Here is an 18,216-nt window from a genome sequence, read left to right on the forward strand (position 1 = left end):
CAACAGTTTTGATTCTCATCACTCTCGACAGGAAAAGATTTCAGATGAAATCTTCCGATTCCGGCTCAAAATTTCGAGCCTGCAATAGTTTCAGAAACTATGGAGATTCCTCTTGCACGACTCCGAGCTGCTACTCACCTTCCTTAAATCCGTCAGGTGCGGTACGACAGATCGAGCAATCGTAAATCACCCACAACGCGAACGTTCCACCTTCCGCGCGGCACTCGTAGTAGTTCCAGGTCCTGCCCATGCCCCTGTCGCCCTTCGCGCGGCACCCGTCATAGGTCCAGCCACCGGACACGAACTGTATCGCGGCCATAGCCACGACATCCTGCGTCGCACTGGAATCGCCCACCGTAGAAGGTTGCGCAGCAGCGGGACCCACACCGAGCCCGGCCACCGCTGCCACTGTTGCGAGACCTGCCAGCGCGAGTCGTCCTCCCATCAGAGAACGTCGATGCCCCTTCGTCATACCGCTGATTCGAAACATGGTTGCACCTCTCGTTTATGCCGCTCCAACAGAATTCAGACCGGTCCGTTTTGTACATTCGGCAGCCTAAGACGTATCAGCGGTACACATCTCCACTCGGGTTCTTCGTTACTCGAGTGTTACCACGAGAAACGGGTCGGAGTTCGGCTCCGTCACATCCTTCGACAGTTCAGTCGTCACCCGGACCTCCTGTTCCCCCCTCCACGGGTCCAAGTCCACGCTCTGCACACCCTCGTCGGCGAGCTCAGTCACGTTGAACGTCGCGACGCGTCGCGCACTCACCCCACCCCCGGCCAGCCACACGGCGTGGACCGGCGAAATCTCCCGACTCGACGACAGCAGCGACGAAAAGGTTTCCGCCCGCCCGATTTCCGTGCTGTTCCGCATGACCGCGACGACGTTGTTTGCCACGTTGGCATGGGTCGTATCGCGCGTCGACGACCAGGTGAGTGTGAAAACCCCGGCAGAGAACCGCGGCGTCCTATCGGGTACCGGTTCCGGGATCGAGCATCCCGCAGCAACGGTAAGACCCGCGAGGAGGAGGGTCGGCAGATAATTCCGGGTCCGCACTATTCACTCCTGTGCTCGTCGTGATTGGGCGCGGTGGTCGGCCTCAGCCGTGTTTCGCGATCCGAACGAGAGTATCCGTCAACAAGAAATTCCGGTGCTTTTACAGTCATTCGACTACCGCAGACATGTCTCAATTCAGTCAGGAACCTTAATCTCACTCGAAACTTCATCCAGGTTGGAGCAATGCGTTTAGTGGAGTAATCAGAGAAAATGTGCCGATAAGTTCGACAGTGTACGTAGAGACAGTTATCCACCTAAAGTGCTAGTAATTTCTCCCAGCTTCTCCTACTAAAGTACTAAGTGAATCGCACCGGCGAGTCCGGAGACTTACTGATTTGAGAACTCCGCGATTCGCGTAGTTCTGTGTTTACCGTAGTAGAACGCCTCGAGTTCGACCGGAGGCACATCGCCGCAGTGTTCGTAGAGACGTCGGCGGTTGAACCAGTCCACCCACTCCAGCGTGGCGATTTCCACCTGTTCGACCGTTCGCCACGGCCCGCGAGGCTTGATCAACTCGGTCTTGTAAAGCCCGTTGATCGTCTCCGCCAGAGCATTGTCGTAACTTGACCCGGTAGCACCGATCGAGGCATCGATACCAACCTCAATGAGCCTGTCGGTGAACGCAATTGACGTGTACTGCGACCCGCGATCGTTGTGATGAATGAGCCCCGACAAATCCGTAATCCCCTCTCTGCGGCGTGTCCAGATCGCATGCTCGATCGCATCGAGCACCAACGGGGTCGTCATCGTCGTCGAGGTTCGCCAGCCGAGGATTCTGCGTGAGTACGCATCGATGACGAACGCGACATATACCCAACCTGACCACGTCGAAACATATGTGAAGTCGGCTACCCACAACATATTTGGCGCCACCGGGTTGAATTTCCGCTGCACCAGATCGTCTGCGCGATGCCCTTGCGGATCAGCGATGGTGGTGCGTTTGGTCTTCCCTCGACGTGCGCCTTCGAGTCCGAGGATGCCCATCAGTCGCTCGACGGTGCACCTGGCCACGTCGATGCCCTCGCGTCTCATATGGAGCCAGACTTTGCGGGCGCCATAGACCGAGTAGTTCTCAGCGTGCACGCGGCTGATCTCGATCTTCAGCTCTTCGTCGCGCACAGACCGTCGAGATGCGGAACGGCCGCGGGCTTCGTAGTAGGTGGACGGCGCAATCGTGCAGCCGTGCTCGGTGAGCACCCTGCACATCGGCTCGACGCCGTACTCGTTTTTGTATCGGTTGATGTAGTCGATGATCACTTGTTGTTGCGGTCGAGCTCCGCTGCGAAGAAAACCGATGCCGACTTCAGGATTTCGTTGGCACGCTTGAGTTCCCGGTTCTCGGCTCGGAGTTTGCGCATTTCCGCTGCCATCTCGGTTGTCACACCGGGTCGTTCGCCGGCGTCGGTTTGCGCCTTCCGGATCCAGTTGAGCAACGTTTGCGCTGTTCCAATGCCGAGTTTGCCGGCGACGGATTCGACCGCCGCCCACTCCGACGGGTACTCGTGTTGGACTTCTGCGACCATCCGCACCGCACGCTCACGCAGCTCGGGCGGGTACCTCTTGTTCGTTCCTGACGACATGACTCCATCTTTCCCAAAGGATGAAGTCTCCGGAAACTCCGGTGCGATTCAGTCTCCGCACCGCAGGTGGCGAACGCCCAAACCCAGTGCGCGGGGGCAAACCACTGTTACGGGTCGTGGGGCTTCGGCAAGCTAACTGGTAACTCCGGAACCCCTGTGTCGATGGCCGGTCTTGCCGCCGACCTCAAGGTGGACTGCCTCAGAGTCGCAGACCCACAAAACAAGATGGCCAGCCAGGAAATTTGGATGATGACCAACACCAACTACAACCACGCCAGCCCGACGTGGATCGAGACCGGGTACACCGCCGGGCGCATCGATACGATGAACGCGGGCCTGATCTGGGGTGACAACCATTTCTGGGCCGATCAGCGCGACCCCAACGGCTTCAACTACCACGAGTGGTACATCCGGGACTTCAACACCGGCGTGTGGGTAGACCACGGCATCACCTGGGTTCAGAACACCAACAACTGGACTATCTGGAACAACCATCAGGTCGTCGGTACCTCGATCGACGGCGGCGCGTTTGCCGGCGGCGGCCAGATCGGGATGGAATCCACGACGCCGAATGTCCGCGGTTCGGGCCAGGGCGCAAACTTCCGGTACAACCCCGGTAACGGCGCATGGGTGGCTCCTCCATACCTAAGTGAGCTGGACGGCAGCCAGGGTGTCCTTTTCACCTCCAAGAACAACACCAGCTCGACCAACTCGTGGTCGGCGCAGGGCTGCAATGTCCCTCTGGCCGCGGCCGGTGCCGACAATGCGCCGGCGCAGTTCCAGGAAGCCGTCCAGGCGAATCGGGCCAAACCTCGCCTGACCGCCGACAATTCCGCGGCCGTGGTCGACGACGTCGCGAACATGTTCGAGATGAAGGATCGGGGCACAGCCCGTGTCACCGAGACCAGCCGTTCCCGCTACGCGGCATCGGAGAACGCCGTCATCGATGACGACCGCCAGGTGATCATCGTCCAGATCGACGGCGACGGCACCGCGCCACGCCACATCGGAGAGGGCCGTGAAACACCCCGAGGCAACGTGACGGTGACGATCGACCCGCAAACCCGGCAGGTCCTCGACATCGCGGTCACCGAGGAGACGAAGAACCTCTCCTCGATGGGCAGGACCGTTGAAGTCGGCTAGCACAGCGCTGCGCCGGGTTACGATGCGTGCCGGTCTGGTCGTCGTGGGCGGGCTTTCCCCGTTGATTCTCGCGAGTTGCACGTCGGGAGACTCAACCTCCGCGCCCGCTGCGCCCGCTGCGAGCGAAGCGGAATCGGCGCCTGCCGACACGACCGCGGGATCGACGCAATGTGCCGCCGCGGCGGCGTATTACGAAGACAACCTGTTCGGACGGGAATGGCTCCTCGCCTACAAGCAGGACCCGACCGTCTCGGGTGTGGCCCTTCGGCGCTGCCACTACTCGCATGAGCGGTACCAAGACGGTCCCGTACCGCCCTCACCCGACATGGCCGATGATGGCGAGCTCGTACCGCCATCATCGGTCATCACCGATGATGCTGAGGTGCAGAGGATCATTCTGTCGCTCCCCGATTCGACCGACGTGGGCAAGCGCTGCGGCCCGTACATTTCTCCCTACGAGAGGGTCTACACCTTCGACGAATACACCGTGCTCGACCCGTCGGGAACGCCGGTGGCGACGTTCCAGACTAGCGAAATGGGCCCCTGCGGGATTAACAACATCGTCCCCTCCACGTAACGCCGTAAAACCTCTCGCTTAGGCTGCTGGCCTGCCGTCCGGACAACTCCGGCGGCAGGCCTGCTGATCCGTAGGAAATCCCGCAGATTGGCAGCACCGTGGCGGCCTGTTTCTCATTCAGCGTCGGTGCGTCCGGATCGAAGGTGTCACTGGGCAGTGTCATGGATCCACCGCAGGCAGGTCTCAATTTGGGTCGAAACTTCAATTTCACTCGGTACTTGATCCAGATTTGAGCAATGCGTTTGGTGGAGTAATCGGAGAGAATGTGCCGATAAGTTCGACAGTGCACGTAGAGACAGTTATCCACTTAAAGTACTAGTAATTTATCCCAGCTTCTCCTACTAAAGTACTAAGAAATCAAGGCGCATAGTTCAGAGAAATGTGACACATCCGACAAGCCGCTCTAAAACGTGATGCCCTCAACATGAATCCCCTTACTGTCCCAAACTATGAATTCACGCACATCATTCAAACGACTGTCCGTCGTGTTGGCTTCCGCGGCGGTGTTGGGCCTGGGAGTCTCCGCACCGCAGGTGGCGAACGCCCAAACCCAGTGCGCGGGGGTAAACCACTGTTACGGGAACTGGAAGTTCGGCCAGATGAAGAACGGAGTCCCTCAGTCGATGGCCGGTCTTGCCGCCGACCTCAAGGTGGACTGCCTCAGAGTCGGCGACCCCCAGAACGAGTTCGCGACCCACGAAATCTGGATGGCCACCAACACCAACTACAACCACGCCCGTATGACCTGGGTCGAGACCGGATACACCGCCGGGAAGATCGATACGATGAACGCGGGCCTGATCTGGGGTGACAACCATTTCTGGGCAGATCAGCGCGATCCCGACAACGGCAACAACTACCACGAGTGGTACATCCGGGACTCCAACACCGGCGTATGGGTGGACCACGGCATCACCTGGGTTCAGAACACCAACAACTGGACCATCTGGAACAACCACCAGGTCGTCGGCACCTCGATCGACGGCGGCGCGTTTGCCGGCGGCGGCCAGATCGGGATGGAATCCTCGACGTCGAATGTCCGCGGTTCGGGCCAGGGCGCAAACTTCCGGTACAACCCCGGAAGCGGCGCATGGGTGGCTCCCTCGTATCTGACCGCGGCGGACCCTGGCCAGGGTGTCCTTTTCACTTCCAAGAACAGCACCAGTTCGATCAACTCGTGGTCGGCGCAGGGCTGCAATGTCCCTCTGGCCGCAGGTGCGCCAGCTGCCGCCGGTGTCGATAATGAGCCGGCGCAGTTCCAGGAGGCCGTCCAGGCGAATCGAGCCAAACCACACCTGACCGCCGACAATTCGGCGGCCGTGGTCGATGACGTCGCGAACGCGTTCGAGATGAAGGAACGGGGTACAGCCCGTGTCACCGAGACCAGCCGTTCCCGTTACGCGGCATCGGAGAACGCCGTCATCGATGATGACCGCAAGGTGATCGTCGTCCAGATCGACGGCGACGGCATCGTGCCGCGCAGCATGAATGCGGGCGACGGCCGTGAAACGCCTCGTGGCAACGTGACGGTGACAATCGACCCGGAAACGCGGCAGGTCCTCGACATGGCGGTCACCGGGGAGACGAAGAACCTCTCCGCGATGGGCAGGACCGTTGAAGTCGGCTAGAACGGCACGCCGCCGGACCGCGCCACGGGCTGGGCTGGCCGTCGTGGCCGCGATCGCCCCGTTGCTGCTTGTCGGTTGTTCGTCGGACAGCCCGACCGCGGAACCCTCTGCGAGCGCCGCGGAATCGACATCCGTCGAGGCGAACACGGGATCAGGGGGCTGCGATGCTGCGGCGAGATACGGCAATGAGGAGAGCCTGTTCGGGCGGGAATGGCTTCTCGATCATAAGAGGGACCCGTCCACTTCGGTCGTGACCCTGCGTCGTTGCCACTTCGTGCACAACCAGGACATCGATATCGACCGGAGCGCACCTGATTCAAATTTCAAGGCTCTTACCGGGGACCTCGTTCCGCCGCCGGCGCTCGTCACCGATGGCGGCGAGGTGCAGAGAATCCTTCTCTCGCTCCCAGATTCGACGGATCCTTCACGGCACTGCCCTGGGGGCGGTGAAGTGGATAGTTTCGACGAGTACACCGTGATCGACCAGTACGGGGTGTCGGTGGCGAAGTTTCAGATGAGCGAGTACGGAAGTTGCGGCGTACGCAATGTGATTTCCCGGGCGTTGATTCCCCGGGCGTGACGTCGTAGAACTCTCGCCCAGGCCGCTGGCCTGCCGTCGGACAACTCCGGCGGCAGGCCAGCGGCCTGTCGAGACGAAGGAGGACTCGGTGCCGGTTGTCACGAATCGGCTGGCATCGTTGTCGATCGCTCCGGCTACTGGTCGCTCGATCCACTGAGCTAGTGGTTCGATATCGCCGAGATCTACGACCCGTCCGGTGGGAAGGTCTTCCACCGCCGCAAGCCTCTAGCACTAAAGGTGGATCTCTGGGAAAACAGCTCCGGCAGGCTCCACAACCGGAATACGCTCGAGGGGATTCGGCGTCAAACTCACCCCGGTACCGTCTATATCCAGCGTTCCGGGGAATGCATGGCCGGATAGCGAGATTCACCCTTGTCTCGCCGTGACCCGACCAGCGCCGCGCGCAACGTGCCAAAAAATTCGTGAAAGACATGCCAGATAGGTCCGAGAGACCCAACTGCCGGATCACCTACCGGCCGGCATCGGGCAGCGTCACTAATTCTTCGTCGACACGGCACTGTCAAGTTGTTGAAATCCGCTGCTCTGGAATGATCCGATGATGTCGTCGACGTACAAAGGGTTCCGGTTTCCGCGGGAGATCATCGCGCACTGCGTGTGGCTGTACCACCGATTCACCCTCTCGTTCCGAGAAGGAACCACCCAACCACATTGACTGAGCTGTCCACAGTGTCGGTAATCCGGCGCTGCGCGTCGAGTCACGCACCGACATGCGCAGCACCAGGATCATCCAGTTCGCCGCGCAGACCTTCGAGAAGCAGTCGCAACAACTCGGTAAGTTGCCTTGCTGCGACTCCGACAGCACTGACACCAACCGTTCCTCGCGTCCGAGGACCTGGTCGACCAACCGCTCGACCAGTTCATGCCCGGCGCCCGTAAGGGTCACGAGAACAACTCTCGACCCCTCCTGTGCGGGTGATCGCTCCACCAGGCCCGACGCTTCAGCACGGGCAAGCCTTTGTGAAATTGCGCCGGCTGTCACGCCGGTTCAGGTGTCAAGTGGCTAGAACTTGGCGGAGTCGCGGCGTCGGAGGAACATGTCCAAAGCGGCTCCGACATTCTCGCGCACGAAGCCCTCTTGCTCTGCCGCGATCACGGAGCGCATCGTGTCGAGTTCAACTTCGGCGCCAGGCAGGTTGAATACCGCGCAACCAGCAGCGTTGCGGACATCCCAATCGTCGTCCGTCCGGGCCAGGTGTATCAGCGCTCCGCGGCATCTCTCGGCAAGGAATTCGTCATCGATCCGAAGAATGCCGAAGACCCTCGTCGCTTCGATCCTCACCAAGTCGTCTTCTGACACCTCGGCCGCAACCGCGAGCAGAAACGGGGCCAGCAGCGATCCGTCGACGTCTTCAGGAACCAATGATCGTAGTGCGGAGAAACGTCGATCCGCACTCCACTGAGTGAAGTTGGCGATCACTTCATGTGCAGCGGCTGATTCGGAACTCATGAGACTTGACGCTACGGGGCTTCGCATCAGGGAGTTCGAGCAGTTCGAGCTCACCTCCAAGTGCTGGCCGGGTCCGAATATTCCTTGTCCCTACAAACGCGACCGGTCCGTCTGGTTTGATAGTGCAGCACTCGCCAAGTGGCATGCGAACAACAAACTCGAAGGAACACAACGTGGCACAGTCGCCGCAAAATCCGAACCAGGCTTACGGACAGCAACCGCAGGGCCAACCACCGCAGTACGGGCAGCCGTACCAGCCGCCGCAGAAAAAGAAGAAGTGGCCGTGGATCCTGCTGGCCATCTTCGTGGTGTTCATTGCGCTCTTCGCCGGTTGCACCGCCCTGGTTGGAGGTGCGATCAGCAGTGTCGACGAAGAATCGAAGAAGGAAGTTGTCGTCACCTACGAGGTGACCGGCGGCGCCCAGGGTGCGATTATCACGTATACGGGGAAGGATTCGAACATGTCCCAGGACACTGCAGCGACGCTCCCGTGGACGAAAGATGTGACCGTAACTGGACTCCTCAAGATTGCGACCGTTACGGCAAGCAATGGATTTGACGACAGTGGGACGATCACGTGCAAGATCATCGCCAACGGCAAGGTTCTGACCGAAAACACTGCTAATGGTGTTGGTGCGTCGGCAATGTGCACTCAGGCGGACTTTGATTTGAACTAGTCCGCAGCGACGAATAGCCCCTACCTGTTCGGGTGGGGGCTTTGCGCTGCCTGGAATCCTTTTGACGAAAAGGGAGCCCTTCACAGCTTCGCGATCCGGCTTAGTGCGGATTGGGCGTGCGCCACAACTCCGGGGTGTCACCGTCGTTAGCGTTTGCGATCGAGCGGATTCCGTCCGCATCCCGATGGAGGATGTCGGCGAACTGTGTTCGACTGGATTCTTCCAACCCGCTAGGAAGGTTTGAGCCTTCCTCGACGGACGTCGCGGCGGTGGTGAGGAATCGGGAGATGCGGAGCAGTAGTGGTCGCGGAACCGGGACGAGAAACCTTGTAGCCTCGGCGGTGATCATTCCGAGGGTGGAGAGGAGGCTCAGTCCGGCCACCGACGATTTATCGTCGAGATCGCTGTGCGCTACCTTCAGTGCCTCGGCCAAAGCGGCTGTCGTCAATCCCACAGCGGCAACCGACATCGAAATCAATCTTTCGAATTCGACAAGATTCGCACCTGGCGCTTCATCGGAAATAGACAACGCGAGTGACTGAGCAAACTTGACAAGGTGCTCGTCTGTGAAGTTCCGCTGTGCGGTTTGGCGACCAACGCGCATAAGCGTCGAGTATTCGTCGACCTTCTCATTAAGGAGAGACTGGGCTTCGGTGTCAGCAATTGTCAGTCCTAGGTCCTGCAACGCGGCACGGAGTTCCGCTGATCGGGTACTGAGCCATGTAGTTCGCGGACTCATCATTATTCCTTATGCTTGGGGATTCTTTGCCTAGAGCATAGGCCGCGACACAAACCGTCTGGTATCTATTACTGATGAAGCGAACCTTCGCGGCCCTGCTCATCCCTGCCGCACTGCTCTTGATGTCGTGCGCGGACACCAGTCAGGGCGATGTCAGCGCAACGGCGTCGGATGCTGTCGTCGCTACGACGACTATCAGGACGCATCCTCAAACACCCGTCGTGGCGACGCAGGTACCGGCACCCCTCACGGCGAAGAAGCCGGGTGGCTCAATGCCCGCCCACTTCTGCGGCTTCACTCACTATTCGGGTGCGACTTATTATGCTCAATATTTGTACGGCCAGTCAGGCAGCGCAAGCGATCTCGGCATTTGCACGGCCGGGACGCCGTTGACCCAGGAGCAATTCATCGACCTCGAGCTGACCCGCGAATGCGTCCTTTCGGACGACCGTTCCATCAAGCAGAAACGTGGAATCGTGTCTTACTACTCCGATGGAAGTGCTGCTGGGACTGCAGCGGTACAGGCTTTCTGTAGCTAGCAAAACGGCAGCATAGTCGCCGGCGCCGGCATCGTCATCGGCCTGGAACTATTGGTTCTGTTCGCGGCATTCATCGGGTCGCTGCACAGCGGTCGCAGTTTTAGCTGGCAGGGACGAAACAACAAAGGACGATGAGTAAGTGAGAGGGGAACCTGCCCGAAGTCACCGGGCAGGTTCCCGCCACATCATCTCACCGATCGACTCAGGAAAGGAACACGATGAACAGATATATCGCCGACCGTGGCGTACAGGCCACCGCGACATCGGGTGTCATCCTCGGACTGCTCACGGTCACGAACTGCAGCAAGCCGATGCTTGCCCTGTGGGTCGTCTGGGCGGGCATCGGAGCATGGGCCGTCAGCAATGCGGGGCGTCGTCATGGCGCAGCGTAAGACTATCCACTACCTGTCCAAGCGGCAGTTTGCCGAACGTATCGGTGCGGCCGATCCGACGTTGAGCGGATACAAACTGCCAGCGCCCGACGTGACAGTGGGCCCGGTCGATGACGATGGGTCACTACGCCGGGGGACGATCGCCGGATGGACCGAGAAGACGATCGACGAATGGAAGGCGAACCGTCCAGGCCGTGGCGTTCGGACGGATCTCGCGAAGTAACATCACGGGTGCGCGTCCACCTGCCGGCTCGGGCGCGCACGGCCCACTGAAAACTGGCAGTCAAATCCAGAATTCAGTGGGCCACCAGAACTGCGCATCGAGTCACGCATCGGCCCCGATGCGCACGGCCCACCCGAGTCGCTGTCACACGCAATCTGGGTGGGTCAACAACGAAACCCCCAGCTTTTCACTCGAAAAGCTGGGGGTTTCGTTGTGCAACGGGTTTACGTCCGCGCGAGCGTGGGCATCTAGTGCTTGCTGCGGCGAATCTGTGGGCAGAGTCTGCCGCGCCTGGCCCGCCTTCCGGCTGTCACTCGCCGGGAGGTGGGCCCCCTCCAATTACACAAGGCGAAGGTGAGTTCTTGCGCTGGCCATTTGCTTCACCAACAGTTCTCGATGCTCGGTGAATCCCTGGACTGCGTCGTCATCGCCCGCCAGCCGGGCTCGTGTTAGCAGGTATTGACAATTGTCCAGTTGATTTTTGAGAGTCGTGATCGCAATCACCTCCGATCGCCATGTGTAGGCACTCCTCGACTGTGCCACCGAAGCGAGTTGCACACATGCGTCAAAGTACCTGGATGGGTACCTATCTCCCGGGACTTACACGCCGCGAAGAGCCGACCCCTTTTGCCGGATAAGAGACTTTGACCATTTGCCTGAATGTATCTGCGCAAAACGCTGCACCGAACACGGGCGCAGTCTTACTGTGGATGTGCGGGGTTAGTCATGAGGGGGCAGCTCGGCACGGATAGCGGGTCGTCCGTGTTGTGTGCTCAATGCGGACGACGTAAAACGCCCCCGATTCTCCGAAATTTTCCGGAGAATCGGGGGTTTCGTACGAATTCGGGGGTTTCGTACGAAACTGGCAGGATCGCCCGGGGTGAATGCCTACCCGAAGGCAGTTCCTGCCGGCTGTGTGCTCAACCGCCAAGAACCTGAGTCGTATTTTCGAGTTCCGTGCGCATTCCCGGATCTGCCTCTTGCGACCTGAAAACCCTTTACCCGCGATAGGGAAACAGCAAACATTTCGCAGATGTCACATTCTTCCGACACGTTCCGATTTGCCGTGAATCTGCGGGGCCGGTTACGGTGGCGCCTCGGCGCGGATAGAACGTTCCCGCATTGGGTGCTCAATGCGGAGGCGTTCATGCATCCTCAACGCGGCATTCCCCGAGTCGGGGGTCGTACCTCAGACCTGCTTCTCCACACGCTCATCGAGCGCATCATCCAACTCGGCAAGCCACCGCACCCCACACCACCTGCACAAGCGTCGAGGTATTGAGTCCACAGACCGAACCCAGTCTTGTTTGTCCCCCATCTGTCTCGAATATCCGAACCTCGGGTAAATCTTTCACAGTATTTTTCGAACGAATCTACATGTAACTTCAGGGTGCGCATACCGACGGAAGTGACGAGAATACACGTTTTGGCTGAAAGTCCAGTTCACCTTTCACGGTGCGTTGCGTTTGACTTGTTTCCGCTGGACAATGGGGTAATTTACCGTCGATGGCATTCGGCTCGATCGATTGTCCACATTTCAATTCTATATCCACGCATTAGTACTTTCGGTGGATAAACAATTTTCCGGATGTGCCGGTAACGCATCACGCAGGTGGCCGGCATGAATATTATTTTCGTCGAAAATGTCCGAATTGTCGTGCTACGTTTCCATTCGATTCCGTTTCCCGAGAAGTTGTGTGAAAGGAAATTCTTCATGTCTCTCCATTCCAAGCGTCGCGCCGGTTTCGTATGTGCACTCGTCAGCGCAGCAGCGCTCACCGCTCCGGCACTCGCCGGCGCCACCGGTTCACTGGGCTCTCTGGACACCGGATCCCTCGGCTCATCAGGCGGATCACTCGGCTCTTCCGACGGCTTCACCTGCTCGACACTGTCCACCGACCAGGACCCCGCCGGCTGGGGCATCCCCTTCCCCGACGAAAAGCAACAGAAAGCGTTCTACTCGTCAGAGAACGTCCTCGACACCGACGGCTCACTGAACCTCAAGATCGTCGAACCTTCACCCAACAACCGTTCCGTGTCCTACCACTCGGCCCGATCGATCCCGCTCGCCGAGGCCGCCGCGAAGGAAATCGGATTCGACGAGAAGGCCCCGACCTCACAGGCAGCCTTCCAGCTGCGCCTGACCGGAACCACCAACCCGAACGACAACGGATACACCACCATCTACTGGAAACCGAACCCGAACAACGCCGCCAGCCCCGTCAACGGTGCAACACGCGCCAATCTCCAGAACGGTCTGTGGACCAGCACCCGCACCATCGGCGGTGCAGCTGCGGACGTCCCGACCAGCCTGGCGACGATCGTCGCCGCCAACCCCGCCGCCACCGTCGAGCACTACGGCATGAGCATCGGCCGCGCCGCTTCCGGCGACACCAACGTCGATGCCGTGAAGTTCAACGGTTGCACCACCAACTTCGCTGTGGTGGAGTCCACCGGTTCGCTCGGTAGCTTGGGCGACCTGGGCAGCATCTTCGGTAGCTTCGGCAGCTGAAAACCGGTTGGCATCAGCGCCAACAGGTGCCGAGCGGGGTGGACCGGAACGCGCCGGGTTCCGGCCACCCCATCGGCCCCGAGAACGTGCACACCGGATCCACTACCGCCGCCGACCGTATTCCGGTGACTCGACAAGCGTTGACGCAGTTGCCGTTCCGGACATCCGACGCGGCCGGAAACAAAGGTGTTGATCCGCGCTGATGGCGCCGACGGCACCCACGCCTTCCTCGAGTACCTGCCACGCGAGGCTCGATGAGTGCGACAAGAAGAGTCCGCTCAACGACGAAAGTCCCCACTCCCGGGGAGCAGTTCACAATCTCCGGAAGACCGGGGACTTCGGTCACCAGCCGAATGATTCCGAGCGGAACTCTGGACCGAGCTCGAGCACAGTCCTATCGTGGATACGGCGGGTCAGTCAGGAGGGGGCAGCCCGGCACGGATAGCGGGTCATCCGTGTTGTGTGCTCAACACGGATGACGTTGGATCGCCCCGACTCGTCAATGGCCCGAGTCGGGGTTTCCACTCTCACGCAGGCGGTTGTCTCCCCGTCGCGGCGGCTGGTCGTCATCGCAGATGGCGTGTCTACCGGCTGACAGCTCGCCGGAGGTGGGCCTCGCGAACTGCGCACCGGAGTTCACCGGCCACCGGTGCGCACGGCTCACCGACGGAGTGCGCTCGCAACCATCTCGTCGGTGAGCCCCGCACACGACGAAAGCCCCAACCAATACCGTCGTTGCTGCGTTTTGCGGAAGCTGGCGCCGATACTGAATTGGCGAGGTCCACAGTGTTGGCGATGCGGCAGTTTTCAGCGCGTCGCCCACTACCGTCCGATAATCACGTATCCCACCGACTTCACGATGGGCGAGAATTGCCGCGCGCACGAAGAAGAGAATGCACCTCGGCGCTTCGATAGCGACGATGCCCGCCGAGAGTGGTCATGAATCCGATCTTGCCGGCCTTCGCCCACCGAACAACAGTCCTGGGATCGACGCGAAAGAGAACCGCGACTTGTTTCGGAGTGAGAAGCTCCTCATCGAGCGGCCACCTGGTTGCGGCGACATCGTTCTGCAAAGCCACATCGACCGTCATCTGTTCCATACCACTTACCGCTTTCCTTACATCAGGATCGATTCGCACGGTGACGACAACTCCACGCTCGCAACCATCTCGTCGACGAGCCCCCAAACGACGAAAAGCCCCCTTCCTCACACGGGGCATCCGCCGCCAGGAGACGCGCCAACATCGCAGAAGCGTCAACGCGCCCGTCCCAGCGAACTCAGACAAATAGACATGCCGCGGCCCTCGCGCTCACGCGAAGGCTGCGGCACACGTCAGGTGCTGCCGGCACATCTGAGCTCGCACCAACGAGCCCCGCGCACACCGGTCTTTCGGGGATTTGGCATGCGGCAGAACACTATGACAGATGAGTACAGAAAACGAGAGGCCGCAGGGAACTTCACCCCGAGTATCACCCCCCGAAGTGCATGACGAAAACCCCTCGAATTCGCCCTTTCCGGTGTACAGATCTCCGGAATACACAGACCATCGATGTAGGCCGCGCAATCGACAACAGCGTCAGCGGCTCGGTTGATGCACGTTACCCGATCCATACTCACAGCCCCTACCCCTGCGCATGCCTTCGCCGAGAAGACGGCGACCCAGTACCAGCGGCTCGATGTCCCTCAACACAAAAGGCCCGCACCGGATTTGGGCTCCGAGAATCCGGTGCGGGCCATTGTTGCATCGCTCGTCCAAACACTGAAGGGGAGAGATTTCTTCGCCGAGTTCAGCACAACCCGACAGCATCAACACACACGAACACAACACGCAGCGTCCTGGCTGGTGGACGCAATGCGCCGAGCCCCGTCGAGGTGATGCCCCGCCTACACGGACCTGCCGCAGGTCCTCGATACCCTCTCCCCGAGCGAGACCGACACCCTGATCCGCCGCGCCGGCATCTAGCCAGCCGAGTGCGCGCGGGGTGTTGGTGGCAGCCGAAGCCGCAGTCGGGTACCCCCGAGCGGACTCTCCGACAGGCCGGCGGTGCCGCCGTGCAACGCGGCCTGCTGAGCGATCAACGCCAGACCGAGTCCGGAGCCCTCGACCTGCGCGGCCGAGCCCCGAGTAAACCTGACGAACATCCCCGCCCGCTCGTACTCGGGGATACCGATACCGTCATCGTCCACCGTGACGGCGACGCCGTGAGCACCGTTCTCGGCGAGGGTGATCCGCACCAGCCCGGCGCGCCCGTGACGGACCGCGTTGATGATCGCATTGTCGAGCACCAGCCGCAGCCCCGACGGAATCCCGCGCACCGTCAACGCGTCCGGGGCACACAGTTCGATCTCCAGGTCGGGTAGCCGCCGCGCGGACTCTTGCACGCAGCGATCCGCAAGGTCGACGAGGTCCACCTCCTCATGGTCGGCCACGTCGGAGAGTTCACCGACCGCCAGACGCTCGAGGTCCGTGAGCGTCGTCTCGACCTCACGCTGCGTGGCGAGGACATCACGCACGATCTCGGCGCGCTGCTCGTCGGAGAGCGGCATCGTCGCCAGCACCTCGAGATCGGTGCGCATCGACGTGAGCGGGGTGCGCAGCTCGTGAGCGGACACCGCGGCGAAGTCGCGAGCCGAGCGGAGCGCCTCCTGGGTTCGGTTACGCGCCTGCTGCATCCGTCCGAGCATGTCCGTGATCGCGTCGGAGAGTTCCTCCGCCTCGCGGGCGCCTCGAACGTTCGCAAGCACATTGGACGGGTCGTCCCCGACAGTGCGCATGGCGGCAGCAAGCCGTTGCAGGGGCCGCACGGCACGGCCGGCGAGCAGCCAGCCGAGCCCGGCCGCCACCGCGATCGCCGCGACCGCGGCTGCCGCGACCTGCCACTGTTGTTGGCGGATCGCCTGCGACAGTGTGTCTTCCGGGACGGTGACGGCGAGGTACGTGCCGTCTGTGCCGTTGACCGGGACGTCGCGGGCGCGCACGGTCCTCCCCGCCAGGGTTTCCGTTCGGACCGTGCCGGATTCGGCGACGTGGTCGCCGGGTGCGGTCACCGCCGGTTCGGGGATCGTCGTGTTCGGGAGCTCCGAGGTTTCCGCGCTCGGGAGCTCCGAGGTTTCCGCGATCGTCGTCTCGGCGGCCACGCTCAACACCACCGAGTCGAGTGTGCGGTCGAGCTGAGCGGATCCGTTCACTCGCAGGAACACAGCGCATGCAATACCGATCGCGGCGATGACGATGGCCGCCGCCAGTGCCGACACCATTGCCACCCGGGTCCGGAGGGACGGTGATCGCCGGCGCACCCTCATAGCTGCTCCGGCAGTACGAATCCGACTCCCCCGCACGGTGTGCAGCACTCGCGGCATTCCCGTCGCCTCCAGTTTTCTATGCAGGTACGTGACGAACACGTCGACGACATCGGTGTCCGTGTCGAACACGTCGACGACATTGGTGTCAGTGTCGACGTCGTAGCCCCACACCCGGCGCTTCAGTTGCGCCCGACCGAGCACAGCGCGGAGGCCCCGTCTGTGCAGTCTCCATGCCGAAACCGGACAGACGGAACCCCCGGACAGAGGGACGAGAGGACCTTGGTCTGGTTGTCGACGATCAGGATGCAGACGGTGTCAGTCACCTGATCCATCGCACCTGATCGCGGAGGAACGAGGCCCGCCCGCCCCCAGCACTTACCGGGGTCAGCAGGCCGGTACGGCGGGTGTGACGTCGCCGTTCTGCGCGTCCGCGCTCGCGACCGTCTCGTCCGCGCCGCGGGCACGGATCTCTTCGGCGCTGGCGACGACCGCGGGTTCGGTGGCGGCAGCGGGCGTGATGTCCGCCAGGTTGAGTTCACCCTTCGCGACCAGCGCGTAGACCTCTTCCGGGGTCAGGGCGCGGGCACACTCGCCGTTCGGGGTGTCGGACTGCATGGCCGGGACCGACTCCGCGGCGGTGTCGGAGACTACGACCGGTGCGGTCTCGGAGAGGCCACCGCTGGCCCAGGCAACGCCGGGCACGGCGATCGCGGCGACGGCAGCGATTCCGGCTGCGGTGATGGCTACTCGCCGGCGGACGGGGTTGTCGATGACGGTCTTGCGCATGGGTGATCTCCTCGCTCGGTGCCGCGGCCCTGGTGGCCTCGACATCTCCGAATCTATGGCCGGAAAACTGGGCGTTCGTTGGTGAACTCTTAGGGGTTGGTGAGAAAACCGTTCCACCGTCGATGGATGAACGATGCGGCCTCGACATCTCGGTGCACCGCAGCGTCCGGATGGTCACGGAGAAGGCGGTGCTGGCCGGGTCGATGTCGGACGAGACCCGACAGAGGGCCTCAACCAGAGTCCAGGCAGTCCCATTCTCCCTAGCCACACGCATACATTTCGTGACCTCGGACGCTGCCCACGCATAACGCGCTCACGTCTCCGCACGCTTCACCTGCCCTGTTAAGGTCTGGAACTCGTGGTGAAGACCCTGCCCGAATCCCGCTCTGCCACGCCTATCGCGGGCCGTCGAGCTCGACGTACAACGTCTCGGACCAGTAACCGAGACCGAGCTCGCGGAGGGGTTCCTCGATACTCTCCTGCGACGGCGTGAACACCCGCTGCCAGAAGTTCGGCTTGACGGGTGCGAGCCTGGCCAACGCCGCCTCCATCTCCGCGTCGATGTCCGCCAGCCCGGCCAGCAGTGACCTGCCCTGGTCGGCGAACGACTCGTCGTCCATGTCGAAGACCTCGCCACACTCGAGAACGAAATAGTGGTCGGGTTCGGTGTGGCTGCGCAGGAATCGCAGCGCATCCTCGGCCATCGTGCCGCGGCCGGGGTGGTCGATACGACCGAGGAAGCCGTCTAGCCGGGCGATTCCGGGGCCGCAGCGCGCCGTGACCGCGATTAGGTCGGGGGTGCCGTCCCAGATGATCGACTGGCAGGCACGGGGGTCCACGGAGACGAGGACCCGGGGGACCAGCGGTATTGCGTACGACCACTCGGAGATACCGGTGAAGCGCTGGATGCGGGCCGACGCCGGATCTTCCTGAGGGGCAACAGGAGTGGTGTAGAGATAGGTGCGGTTGGCCACGGCCGCTTCCTGTCTGTAGTCGGATCGGGTGACG

Annotated in this window: 19 protein-coding genes, 2 pseudogenes and 1 other annotated feature; of the genes and pseudogenes, 12 read left to right on the top strand and 9 right to left on the bottom strand. The window is 61.3% G+C overall.

Features of this window, described 5'->3' with window-relative positions; all coding sequences use genetic code 11:
* Positions 1-130 precede the first annotated feature (130 nt).
* The 3 genes from BDB13_RS27865 to BDB13_RS27875 all read right to left on the bottom strand — a co-directional run bounded on the left by BDB13_RS27865 (position 131) and on the right by BDB13_RS27875 (position 2,640).
* Complete coding sequence (locus BDB13_RS27865) at positions 131-490, bottom strand: hypothetical protein (RefSeq protein ID WP_141210717.1); 360 nt, start codon at positions 488-490, stop codon at positions 131-133.
* A gap of 108 nt (positions 491-598) precedes the next feature.
* Positions 599-1,060, bottom strand: a complete 462-nt coding sequence (locus BDB13_RS27870; RefSeq protein WP_141210718.1) for a hypothetical protein — start codon at positions 1,058-1,060, stop codon at positions 599-601.
* Positions 1,061-1,387: 327 nt separating this feature from the next.
* Positions 1,388-2,640, bottom strand: a protein-coding gene (locus BDB13_RS27875; RefSeq protein ID WP_094275319.1) for an IS3 family transposase whose coding sequence is annotated in 2 segments (ribosomal slippage) — positions 1,388-2,352 and positions 2,352-2,640 — 1,254 coding nt in all. Because the reading frame shifts where the segments join, the coding sequence is not laid out codon by codon here.
* Positions 2,225-2,353 (bottom strand) — a sequence feature (AL1L pseudoknot). (Overlaps the previous gene by 129 nt.)
* 162 nt (positions 2,641-2,802) lie before the next feature.
* On the opposite strand from BDB13_RS27875, the gene BDB13_RS27880 reads away from it, so the two are divergent.
* The 5 genes and pseudogenes from BDB13_RS27880 to BDB13_RS33215 all read left to right on the top strand — a co-directional run.
* Complete coding sequence (locus BDB13_RS27880) at positions 2,803-3,783, top strand: hypothetical protein (RefSeq protein ID WP_141210719.1); 981 nt, start codon at positions 2,803-2,805, stop codon at positions 3,781-3,783.
* Entirely contained in the window at positions 3,770-4,360 is a 591-nt protein-coding gene (locus BDB13_RS27885) for a hypothetical protein (RefSeq protein ID WP_141210720.1), read from the top strand. The genes BDB13_RS27880 and BDB13_RS27885 overlap by 14 nt, the downstream gene beginning before the upstream one ends.
* 449 nt (positions 4,361-4,809) lie before the next feature.
* Positions 4,810-5,988 (top strand): hypothetical protein, encoded by a 1,179-nt coding sequence (locus BDB13_RS27890; protein ID WP_141210721.1) that lies wholly within the window; start codon positions 4,810-4,812, stop codon positions 5,986-5,988.
* A gap of 250 nt (positions 5,989-6,238) precedes the next feature.
* Positions 6,239-6,568: a hypothetical protein gene (locus tag BDB13_RS31825; RefSeq protein WP_141210722.1), complete on the top strand. Its 330-nt coding sequence runs from the start codon at positions 6,239-6,241 to the stop codon at positions 6,566-6,568.
* 556 nt (positions 6,569-7,124) lie between these two features.
* Positions 7,125-7,220, top strand: a pseudogene (locus BDB13_RS33215) (IS6 family transposase); the annotation flags it as partial.
* Positions 7,221-7,589: 369 nt separating this feature from the next.
* Here the strand turns inward: BDB13_RS33215 and BDB13_RS27905 are convergent.
* Positions 7,590-8,036: a hypothetical protein gene (locus tag BDB13_RS27905; protein WP_094275324.1), complete on the bottom strand. Its 447-nt coding sequence runs from the start codon at positions 8,034-8,036 to the stop codon at positions 7,590-7,592.
* Between the two features lie 173 nt (positions 8,037-8,209).
* On the opposite strand from BDB13_RS27905, the gene BDB13_RS27910 reads away from it, so the two are divergent.
* Positions 8,210-8,713 carry an MmpS family transport accessory protein gene (locus tag BDB13_RS27910; RefSeq protein ID WP_254923088.1) on the top strand — a complete coding sequence of 168 codons (504 nt, stop codon included), beginning with the start codon at positions 8,210-8,212 and terminating at the stop codon, positions 8,711-8,713.
* 100 nt (positions 8,714-8,813) lie between these two features.
* Here BDB13_RS27910 and BDB13_RS27915 read toward each other — a convergent pair whose 3' ends face one another.
* On the bottom strand, positions 8,814-9,452 hold the full coding sequence (locus BDB13_RS27915) for a hypothetical protein (RefSeq protein WP_094275893.1): 639 nt from the start codon (positions 9,450-9,452) through the stop codon (positions 8,814-8,816).
* Positions 9,453-9,526: 74 nt separating this feature from the next.
* On the opposite strand from BDB13_RS27915, the gene BDB13_RS27920 reads away from it, so the two are divergent.
* The 6 genes and pseudogenes from BDB13_RS27920 to BDB13_RS31840 form a co-directional block, all read left to right on the top strand.
* Positions 9,527-9,991, top strand: coding sequence for a hypothetical protein (locus tag BDB13_RS27920; protein ID WP_094275326.1), 465 nt, complete (start codon positions 9,527-9,529; stop codon positions 9,989-9,991).
* A 218-nt stretch (positions 9,992-10,209) separates the two neighbouring features.
* Complete coding sequence (locus tag BDB13_RS32345) at positions 10,210-10,383, top strand: hypothetical protein (RefSeq protein ID WP_169637929.1); 174 nt, start codon at positions 10,210-10,212, stop codon at positions 10,381-10,383.
* A complete protein-coding gene (locus BDB13_RS27925) occupies positions 10,370-10,606 on the top strand; it encodes a hypothetical protein (protein ID WP_094275327.1) in 237 nt (78 codons plus the stop codon). The genes BDB13_RS32345 and BDB13_RS27925 overlap by 14 nt, the downstream gene beginning before the upstream one ends.
* Positions 10,607-11,639: 1,033 nt before the next feature.
* Positions 11,640-11,888 carry a hypothetical protein gene (locus BDB13_RS31835; RefSeq protein ID WP_141210723.1) on the top strand — a complete coding sequence of 83 codons (249 nt, stop codon included), beginning with the start codon at positions 11,640-11,642 and terminating at the stop codon, positions 11,886-11,888.
* Positions 11,889-12,320: 432 nt separating this feature from the next.
* A complete protein-coding gene (locus BDB13_RS27935) occupies positions 12,321-13,118 on the top strand; it encodes a hypothetical protein (protein ID WP_094275894.1) in 798 nt (265 codons plus the stop codon).
* Between the two features lie 92 nt (positions 13,119-13,210).
* Positions 13,211-13,358, top strand: a pseudogene (locus tag BDB13_RS31840) (IS1380 family transposase); the annotation flags it as partial.
* A gap of 614 nt (positions 13,359-13,972) precedes the next feature.
* Here the strand turns inward: BDB13_RS31840 and BDB13_RS27940 are convergent.
* From BDB13_RS27940 to BDB13_RS27965, 4 genes are all read right to left on the bottom strand, one after another.
* Positions 13,973-14,218, bottom strand: a complete 246-nt coding sequence (locus tag BDB13_RS27940; RefSeq protein ID WP_441347251.1) for a BldC family transcriptional regulator — start codon at positions 14,216-14,218, stop codon at positions 13,973-13,975.
* 860 nt (positions 14,219-15,078) lie between these two features.
* The gene (locus BDB13_RS27950) at positions 15,079-16,623 is read right to left on the bottom strand and encodes an ATP-binding protein (protein ID WP_094275330.1); all 1,545 of its coding nucleotides are present in this window, start codon (positions 16,621-16,623) and stop codon (positions 15,079-15,081) included.
* 183 nt (positions 16,624-16,806) lie between these two features.
* Positions 16,807-17,208 (bottom strand): hypothetical protein, encoded by a 402-nt coding sequence (locus BDB13_RS27955; protein ID WP_094275331.1) that lies wholly within the window; start codon positions 17,206-17,208, stop codon positions 16,807-16,809.
* 395 nt (positions 17,209-17,603) lie between these two features.
* Positions 17,604-18,182, bottom strand: coding sequence for a DUF7822 domain-containing protein (locus BDB13_RS27965; RefSeq protein ID WP_094275333.1), 579 nt, complete (start codon positions 18,180-18,182; stop codon positions 17,604-17,606).
* Positions 18,183-18,216 lie beyond the last annotated feature (34 nt).

Origin of the sequence: Rhodococcus sp. OK302, from assembly GCF_002245895.1 — a bacterium.
In the GTDB taxonomy this organism is placed as follows: domain Bacteria; phylum Actinomycetota; class Actinomycetes; order Mycobacteriales; family Mycobacteriaceae; genus Rhodococcus_F.

What these genes read in the sequence shown, in the direction of transcription:
- BDB13_RS27865 (WP_141210717.1), bottom strand. Translation starts at nt 490, where the DNA reads ATGTTTCGAATCAGCGGTATGACGAAGGGGCATCGACGTTCTCTGATG.
- BDB13_RS27880 (WP_141210719.1), top strand. Translation starts at nt 2,803, where the DNA reads ATGGCCGGTCTTGCCGCCGACCTCAAGGTGGACTGCCTCAGAGTCGCA.
- BDB13_RS27890 (WP_141210721.1), top strand. Translation starts at nt 4,810, where the DNA reads ATGAATTCACGCACATCATTCAAACGACTGTCCGTCGTGTTGGCTTCC.
- BDB13_RS27905 (WP_094275324.1), bottom strand. Translation starts at nt 8,036, where the DNA reads ATGAGTTCCGAATCAGCCGCTGCACATGAAGTGATCGCCAACTTCACT.
- BDB13_RS27915 (WP_094275893.1), bottom strand. Translation starts at nt 9,452, where the DNA reads ATGAGTCCGCGAACTACATGGCTCAGTACCCGATCAGCGGAACTCCGT.
- BDB13_RS27920 (WP_094275326.1), top strand. Translation starts at nt 9,527, where the DNA reads ATGAAGCGAACCTTCGCGGCCCTGCTCATCCCTGCCGCACTGCTCTTG.
- BDB13_RS32345 (WP_169637929.1), top strand. Translation starts at nt 10,210, where the DNA reads ATGAACAGATATATCGCCGACCGTGGCGTACAGGCCACCGCGACATCG.
- BDB13_RS27925 (WP_094275327.1), top strand. Translation starts at nt 10,370, where the DNA reads ATGGCGCAGCGTAAGACTATCCACTACCTGTCCAAGCGGCAGTTTGCC.
- BDB13_RS31835 (WP_141210723.1), top strand. Translation starts at nt 11,640, where the DNA reads ATGTCACATTCTTCCGACACGTTCCGATTTGCCGTGAATCTGCGGGGC.
- BDB13_RS27935 (WP_094275894.1), top strand. Translation starts at nt 12,321, where the DNA reads ATGTCTCTCCATTCCAAGCGTCGCGCCGGTTTCGTATGTGCACTCGTC.
- BDB13_RS27940 (WP_441347251.1), bottom strand. Translation starts at nt 14,218, where the DNA reads ATGGAACAGATGACGGTCGATGTGGCTTTGCAGAACGATGTCGCCGCA.
- BDB13_RS27955 (WP_094275331.1), bottom strand. Translation starts at nt 17,208, where the DNA reads ATGCGCAAGACCGTCATCGACAACCCCGTCCGCCGGCGAGTAGCCATC.